The sequence below is a fragment of the Paucidesulfovibrio longus DSM 6739 genome, from assembly GCF_000420485.1.
Taxonomy (GTDB): domain Bacteria; phylum Desulfobacterota; class Desulfovibrionia; order Desulfovibrionales; family Desulfovibrionaceae; genus Paucidesulfovibrio; species Paucidesulfovibrio longus.
In genome coordinates this window covers 1-7348 of sequence record NZ_ATVA01000007.1, presented here as the reverse complement: position 1 = coordinate 7348, position 7348 = coordinate 1, and the positions used below count along the sequence as shown (strand labels likewise).

Annotated in this window: 7 protein-coding genes and 1 tRNA gene; 3 read left to right on the top strand and 5 right to left on the bottom strand. The window is 47.7% G+C overall.

Annotation, left to right across the window (positions count from 1 at the left end):
* Positions 1 to 191 (bottom strand): hypothetical protein (locus G452_RS21765; RefSeq protein WP_211213481.1); only part of this gene is annotated, 191 nt, incomplete at its 3' end.
* 409 nt (positions 192 to 600) lie between these two features.
* Here G452_RS21765 and G452_RS0101625 point away from each other — a divergent pair.
* From G452_RS0101625 to G452_RS20975, 3 genes are all read left to right on the top strand, one after another.
* Positions 601 to 873: a CopG family ribbon-helix-helix protein gene (locus G452_RS0101625; protein WP_022660517.1), complete on the top strand. Its 273-nt coding sequence runs from the start codon at positions 601 to 603 to the stop codon at positions 871 to 873.
* Positions 864 to 1133, top strand: coding sequence for a type II toxin-antitoxin system RelE/ParE family toxin (locus G452_RS0101620; RefSeq protein WP_022660516.1), 270 nt, complete (start codon positions 864 to 866; stop codon positions 1131 to 1133). The genes G452_RS0101625 and G452_RS0101620 overlap by 10 nt, the downstream gene beginning before the upstream one ends.
* A gap of 1500 nt (positions 1134 to 2633) precedes the next feature.
* Positions 2634 to 3242 (top strand): YagK/YfjJ domain-containing protein, encoded by a 609-nt coding sequence (locus G452_RS20975; protein ID WP_081650424.1) that lies wholly within the window; start codon positions 2634 to 2636, stop codon positions 3240 to 3242.
* 298 nt (positions 3243 to 3540) lie between these two features.
* Here the strand turns inward: G452_RS20975 and G452_RS0101610 are convergent, their stop codons facing one another.
* The 4 genes from G452_RS0101610 to G452_RS21925 all read right to left on the bottom strand — a co-directional run bounded on the left by G452_RS0101610 (position 3541) and on the right by G452_RS21925 (position 7319).
* Positions 3541 to 4983, bottom strand: coding sequence for a DUF3987 domain-containing protein (locus G452_RS0101610; RefSeq protein WP_027188924.1), 1443 nt, complete (start codon positions 4981 to 4983; stop codon positions 3541 to 3543).
* Between the two features lie 350 nt (positions 4984 to 5333).
* The gene (locus G452_RS21310; RefSeq protein ID WP_155887489.1) at positions 5334 to 6248 is read right to left on the bottom strand and encodes a hypothetical protein; all 915 of its coding nucleotides are present in this window, start codon (positions 6246 to 6248) and stop codon (positions 5334 to 5336) included.
* A gap of 224 nt (positions 6249 to 6472) precedes the next feature.
* Positions 6473 to 6559: transfer RNA gene (locus tag G452_RS0101605), tRNA-Leu, on the bottom strand.
* A 658-nt stretch (positions 6560 to 7217) separates the two neighbouring features.
* Complete coding sequence (locus tag G452_RS21925) at positions 7218 to 7319, bottom strand: integrase core domain-containing protein (protein ID WP_407636013.1); 102 nt, start codon at positions 7317 to 7319, stop codon at positions 7218 to 7220.
* Positions 7320 to 7348: the final 29 nt, after the last annotated feature.

Sequence of the window (7348 nt, the reverse complement as noted above, 5' to 3'; positions counted from 1 at the left end):
TTGACCTGAATCCGGAGCGTCTTTGTCGCGAGGGCAGGATCAGGGTGGGTGCAGAGCAGATCATACCCCTGATTGTTGGGAGGGGCCCTGTAGGTCAGGATATTGCGCCTGAGCAATTGTCCGGTGACAAGATATTCCGCGCTGAGGGAGACCACTGGCAAACTGAGCTCCTTTTTCCTTCTGAATTTCATGGTTAGTCGTCCAACGGCAAGCAGAGCACCGTCATCACCGCTTCGCCGTTGTCGCCCGGGCCGATTGTCGCCACGCACCGTACCTTTTCGATAATCCGTGGACGCATCAAGAAAACGTGTCGAACTCAACCCGCGAGCCATCCCATTGTTTGACGGCGGCTGTGTCCTGGCTGGAAATTCTTCAGCTGGGACTGCCGCGGCGGCATCCGCGAGACTGCGAACATCAAACCCATCGAAGAGGTCCGTGATCCCGTGGAAGCCATTCGGTGGCTCGAAGGTTACAAGGACTCGGTCCTTGTCTACCTTAGCCTTCAGCTGTCTCTGGACATCCCGGAGAGGCAAGTCAACTCCGAAAACAGATTTACAGCCCCCCTCATGTAGCATATTGTAGCCACACGCAGGAGGCAGCATGCAGGAAACCATCCGGGCGCGCGTCGATACCGCCCTCAAGAACAAGTTCGAGGCCATCGCCAAAAGCCAGGGCAAGAACTCCAGCCATTTGTTGCGCGAATTCATGGTCGATTTCATCAACAGACACGAAGAACGGGAGAAGCGCCGCGCCGAGACCCTGCTGGCCATCGAGAGCATTGAGGCTGGCCGGTACATTGACGGCGAGGAGGTCTTCGCCTGGCTGGACAGCTGGGGATCAGAAACAGAGTCGGATGCGCCTGAATGCGGATAAGGTTCTCGCCGGAGTCAGTTGAGGATCTGAAACGGCTGCACGACTTTCTGGCGCTGCATGATCCGGAGGTGTCCCGTTCCACGGTGCTGAACCTCAAATCGGCCATCAACCGCTTTGCTGAAATGCCCCACATCGGGCGTCCTCTTGAAGAGATTGAAGGCGTGCGGGAGTTCGTGTTCGGTCGCTATGTAGTCCGTTACCTCGTCAAAACCGAGGCGGTCTATATCTTGAGGTTCTGGCACTCGAAAGAGTCACGATAAAACCCGCTTCGCCCGGAACCGGCAACTGATCGACGTAAAGGGCCAAGCCCGTGCGCGGCATTCGGCGGCCCCATTTCCTGTTGCAAAATCGGCAGACGAGTACGAATTTGACGAATCTCCACGACCTGCCCTAGCGAAAACCGTCCACAATCAGAGCGTGATACAAATGAGTTTCGCAACGATACACCTTTTGCCCCAGTTTTTTAATAATTGTGTATTTTTACTTTGTAGTAGATGTCGAAAACTGTTCCAAGAAGTCCTTCATGCTTTAAAACAGCGCTTCGAGATACAATCTCGTAATGCTTTAAATTTAAATTGTTGTTCTTAATCCACTTTTGAAGCCACTTGATTCTCTGTTTTTCTGCAGTCACACTGTCGTTAGGATAAATTGCATCAGCGAAGGCTTTGAATTCGTATATAGTGAATTTTTCGTTATGATCAACTGGCCGAAATGATGTAGCATTAAAATCAGTTGATGCGCATGAGCACGATAACAGGCTTATAGTGACTGCTATGGCAAGTATCTTGATTGTTGTTTTCAATCTATTTACTCGTGTTTATTGGGTTCAACCGGTCAGAATGTACTTGGCTTCATGAGTAGCCATAATTCTGAGAATAAAGAACTCCTGGTCACAGTTGCTGTACTTAGATTTTGTAGCCTTCCTAATCTGTTTTTTGTGAATAGATTTTTACATACACCGACTTTCATCTAAATTGAAGATGTTTAGTGAATTACCCAAAAATTCTCGACAATAATCATTAATTTATTATTTTTATTCAATAATTTGTGCCCATGTCCCGATATGTTCATCGCCAGGGGCATCCAAGATTCAGTCGAGGGGATCCAGATATTTGGACTTTAAAGCTGTACACAAATGACTCTATAGCGTTACACGAAAAAACATATATTGTCATATTTCAGAGGCAAATAAGGCGTTTCAGTTCGACATAGAAGGTTGATGCCCTATTTGACTTTAGGAAGGTTTTAAAACCTAATCTTCTCATTACCAGGGCACGATCTAGACGCATCTAGAAAGGTTCCCTGCCCTGCTATTCCTGTTAAGCTCTCGACTGTCTCAAAAGATTTATCTTCTGTGACAATGGCTCAACTTGTGGGAAGGGTTGTTTCTCCGTGTCGAAAACCTCGAAAATAAAAAGCACACGATTTATTCCTGAGATTCAATTCAGAGAATCTTCCAAAAAAGACTCAGCGCATCCATTCTCCCTGGAGCAATCTGGGGAGGCTTTTTTCATGCCAAAGCGACCAACATATAAACATAAAATATAAAAATAATTCAGTCACCATATTATGATTGGAAAATTACTTTAACGCACACTCTCACGAATAAAATAGAATATTGTTAATCGCTTTGCTCATCAGGTCTCTGGTAATATCTTATACATAAATCATTAATATTCATACATAATACACATACAAACAATCACAACATGGAACAAAAAAACAATTTACAACAAATCAACTAACCAAAGGATATTCTCATGAAGACAACTCGTGAACCTCGTTACAATGGATATCAAATTCTGACAGATTCTAAGAAAGGATATGCTTGCAATACTAAGATACTGGATACAACTTTAAAAATCATTCAGCATACGACAGAAAAACACAATAAAGTCCTTTGCACCAGATTCGATCTGAGATTCCCACAACAACATCCAGGACAGACAACAAACGAATCCTTTTCAAAATTCACATCAGCCATGATGAAGGAACTCTCCAGAAAAGGACTTGATCCGAAATATATCGCAGTACGAGAACAGAGCCGTGAAAAACACCAGCATTACCATATGGCGGTCTTTGCTGATGGAAACAAGATTCAATTCCCGCATGCGATCATTCAATCCGCAGAAAAGCATTGGGGGAATGCTGTGAACAGTGACCAACCAGGGCTTGTGGATCATTGCACCCAATCCCGTTCAGGACAAAAGCAATACAACTCCTATCGACTTCGGAGAAATGATCCGGATTTTGAAAAGGTGAAGAACGACTGTGTCCAGCGTCTAAGCTATTTGGCCAAGGTCAACACCAAGGGCAAGACCCCAAAATACGTCAGGGAAGTTTTCAGCTCTCGGATCCCCAAAGGCTAACCACAATGGAGAAAGCAGCCCCTTGGGCAAATTGGAAGATTGGACTTTGTGTAATATCAATAGCTATTTTGGAATATTAATAAGCAGCAAACCGTCTAGCCATCACGACTGGACCTGGACAGGAGCACCAGCAGCGTCAATTCAAGTTGGATTACAATCGCCGCTCCGAAAGGACCAGCTACTTGGCCAAAGTCAGTCAAAAGGAAGACACCCTGCATGAGGTTGTCGCCTCGGATGTTCCCCTGATAGGGTTAAAATTGGAAAGGGCTGAGCGAGATGCCCAGCCCTTATTTCGAACCTATTCAGGAAGCGGTTCCATCTGGTGAGGTGGCATCGTAGCCACCCAGCAAGGAGCCTCTTTCCTTCCAGGCCTTGGATCGGAAGGGGGCAAGCAGCCACATTCTCGTACATAACCACATGAAGCCAAGAGCCCCAAGGCACGTTCACATTCAAACGCCGTTATTCCCAAAGGGCGATACAACTCGGCAGGCTTGAACGGGACGGGGGGGCCGTACCCATCGGGAAGTCTCGAGATGATACGATTCGCAATCTTCCGAACAGGACCCATGTCACTCCATTGTCGGAGCCCCGCATGTTGATCGACGAAAAATCGAGCCAATGCGATGCCCCTCCACATATTCTCACCGGATATACACTCAACGGTTACACATTCAGACTCCAACAACTGGATGATCAAGGCCAACCGCAAAGCATGGGAAGGGGCTTTCTCCAGCACGTCAGCCCAGCATTCAAAACGACGGCTGGAAATCTGCTGGTCAATCTCATTGCGGTAAGCTTGGAATTCATTATACGCCTGAGTGGATAGCAAGACCTTTCGCCTTGCCCCCATCCGGAATAGTTCACTGGCAGTCTTGACGATGGCATCAATAGCCATTTCGTACCACAAGGTAGCGTCTTCAAAAGGAGTATTGACGTGCTGGTAAGGGATGAATGGATTCCCCTTTACAAACAAAGGAAGAAAACGTGCAGTTAGTCCATTCTCGACATATTTCTTGTCCATCAGAAATCTGGCGAGGCGGTTGGATTGCCACAATATGCACGTAGAGAGTTGCGGCCTCTTAGATGCCGAGGTCCCCGAGCCGACTCTTTCATCACGGATGCGATCTCCAGACCATGCTTTCAAAATCGAGATTGCTTGATCTTCGTGAGTGTTCCTGATTCCGGGCAAAAAGCCTCCCTCAGGATCAAGCACCCCCACAAAGCTTCGTTTGCCCAACATCTTGGAGATCGCCTGCGGCGTCCCACTGCAAATAATCGGAGAGACCTGCGGTTTAAGAGTTTTGAGCCTTCCTTGAAGTGCGGCCAACATTCCAACGGTCTCTGGGTCGGTATCCTCAGATGAGGATTTCGCAGCGGCGCGCATGAGCGTTTTTATCTGCACCTCCACCAACGCCCGTTCAGCGGTAATCCGCTGAGCTTCCCTCTCATCAGGCAGGAGATATTTGTCGATACTGTGATGCAGAGCGGTTTCAAGCTTTTTCGACGTGGGCGATTTTCTATGTCCGGAGTTTGCTCCGGTCACAAAAAAGCACGCGCTGGGCTCCGTCCAGTTCTCTCCCACCTCAATTTCGAGGACCCCTAAGGATGCCAGATGCGCAACACCCAGAATCCCTTGAGCAACCATGTCCGAATCGGCCTTTAAAACTTGGGAGACCGATATCGCATACTCCCGAGCCTTAAGCGGGAGCACCTGAAATGGTGAAAGGACCTCAGGATGCATCTTCCACCTCCAATCGTCCCGCAAGCCAATCCAGAAATGCCTCGCGCGTATACCCGACATTGCGCCCTAGCCGAAGCCTTTGTCGGGGGCCTTGCCCCAGCGAATCAAGATTGGCCATTGTGCGTGGAGCGATCAGACCGCCGGTAAAGCGACCGACATCTCTACGGGAAATGATGGCAGGAAACGAATCACTCAATTTAAGAACAAACGGGGCAGACATAATCTCCTCCTAAGCTTGCTGAAGCATTTTTCGAAGCGACCGAGCGCCAAACGAAAATCGCTTCGCGTTTGTGTATAAACTTGTCCTATGCTTAGGAGGATGAGGAAAACATCCCGGTTAAAAAAATTAATTACCGTGATACAGTTAACACCGCTTTATTCCTAACACATTCCTCTGTACACTTCCTCCAACCCAACATCTTCGAATCAGTCGGGTTTCCCTTTTCGTCAGAAGGATAATATCTCCTCACCTCCCTTAAGGCCTTTTCCGTCGGCTTGTTTTGCAAGTACTTTGCATCCCAAAGAAAGAGGCCGATTGCGCGCGCTCGATTGCAACCTGCCCTATATTCAATATCTGCATATTTATTATACATCGTGAAGAACTTAATCCTTCTCGCGTCATTCTGGGGAGCAGAAGGCGACTTGTATCGCTCATGATCATCTAACAAATCGATTAAAAGGCCAGCAATTACCTTACGCCTATCCGCTGCAATACTTTTATCTACCGCAGTAGAACTGATTCTTTGTGCCATATTGTATTCAAATTTTCTCTTTACTATCTTTGCAAGTTTCTCTGACAGTCCTGAGTGGTCAACAGAATAAAACTTTAATTTTGTGAGCAACCTTGTGATTGACTTAATGAAATATTTTTCGACTGTATCTTTCGTATCAAACAATATTGGAGGGACTGGAGTAGAGTCACTACATACGAACATTTCAAGCAATTCAGCACCTTGCAAAGGGTACATAATATCGATCAGCTCGTATTCATATTTAATTGCAAGATCAGTATACAGGTGAAAATAATATAATAATTCCTGAGGAACGCGTTTCAAATCGTATGACGATGCATTTGTATACCTGCAACTAAATATCGCATTCGCAACAAAACGAGGGGTATCAAATTCAAGTTCCGCATCCTGCCAAGAGGTTACAGCCCGTAGTATCTCATTCCAAGAAGGGGAAGACTCAAGCAATGCTGCCCGGCTATGGTATTGATATCGCCAGAATAATATCTCTTGAAGTCTCAGCATCTCTTTATCCATTTGGCACCTCAGTTACCCATCAAATTAACGGAATTTTCCGTACAAATAACCAGAAAGCCCACAGAAGTGACCTGACTCAAAACGTAAAACAAATTTCAGTGGATGCAAGCCTCATTGTAATGCAAACGCAAAAGGTTGGACAGGGGTTGGACAACCCCGCTTCGCCCCAAAAACAAAGCTCCCGCGAACCGCGAGAAACGGTGCGCAGGAGCTTGTTTTTATTGTGGTACCGGGAGCGAGACTCGAACTCGCAAGGGCGTGAACCCGGCGGATTTTGAGTCCGCTGCGTCTACCAATTCCGCCATCCCGGCACGGGTTTGACACTATTATGGAAATGGCGGGGGCGTGTCAACAATGGAAGTCATGGATGGGGCTGTTCGCAGGGCGCGGCTAGGCAACGTCAACCCTCTCTCGTTCATGGATGCCGTCTCAATCAATCCATATTGATGGACAGCTCCGCTCTCTCAAAGAACCGTGGTGTGAACAAAGTGTGAACTTTGAACGCAAGTCTCTCAACTAGCCTTCATTATACATCATCGTTGTGATAGGCTCAAGCCTGCCTGGCAACGTTACCCCCCCTCCAGAAAATGCTGCAAATTCCAGCAGCCACCGACCTGTATGAAAATTTTGGAGGGGACACTTCTCCCCTATCACACCAGGGAGCGGGTTCACGCTTTCGGACCTACAAGCGACAAAACCATGATGGACAGTTTCATGGGCTATGCCACCTTATGGGCAATCCAGAGAGGGCTCCCCCTACCCGGTGGAAAAACCGTCAAGTACGACTGAATTTGTCTGCGCCTTCCCCCATCCTTTGGACCACTGAGCGGTCATTTTAAGGTGGAGCCCGGCGTCCGAGTTCGAGCCTCCGAGGAGGCGATTTGCCGTATCCGTTGTGGAGCGTAGCCCGTCCCCGTAGGGGCGGCCCGAAGGGCCGAGGGCGGAGCGGAACAACGGATACGAGCCAAGTCAATGAACATTGAAACTGCCCCTGTATACATCCGCTGGAGTCCTCTTGTCCAACGACGAATGTCTGCGTTCCTCATTGTAGTAGTGAAAATACCGTGTCAGGCCATGATATAGCTCGATCCCATCGGAAT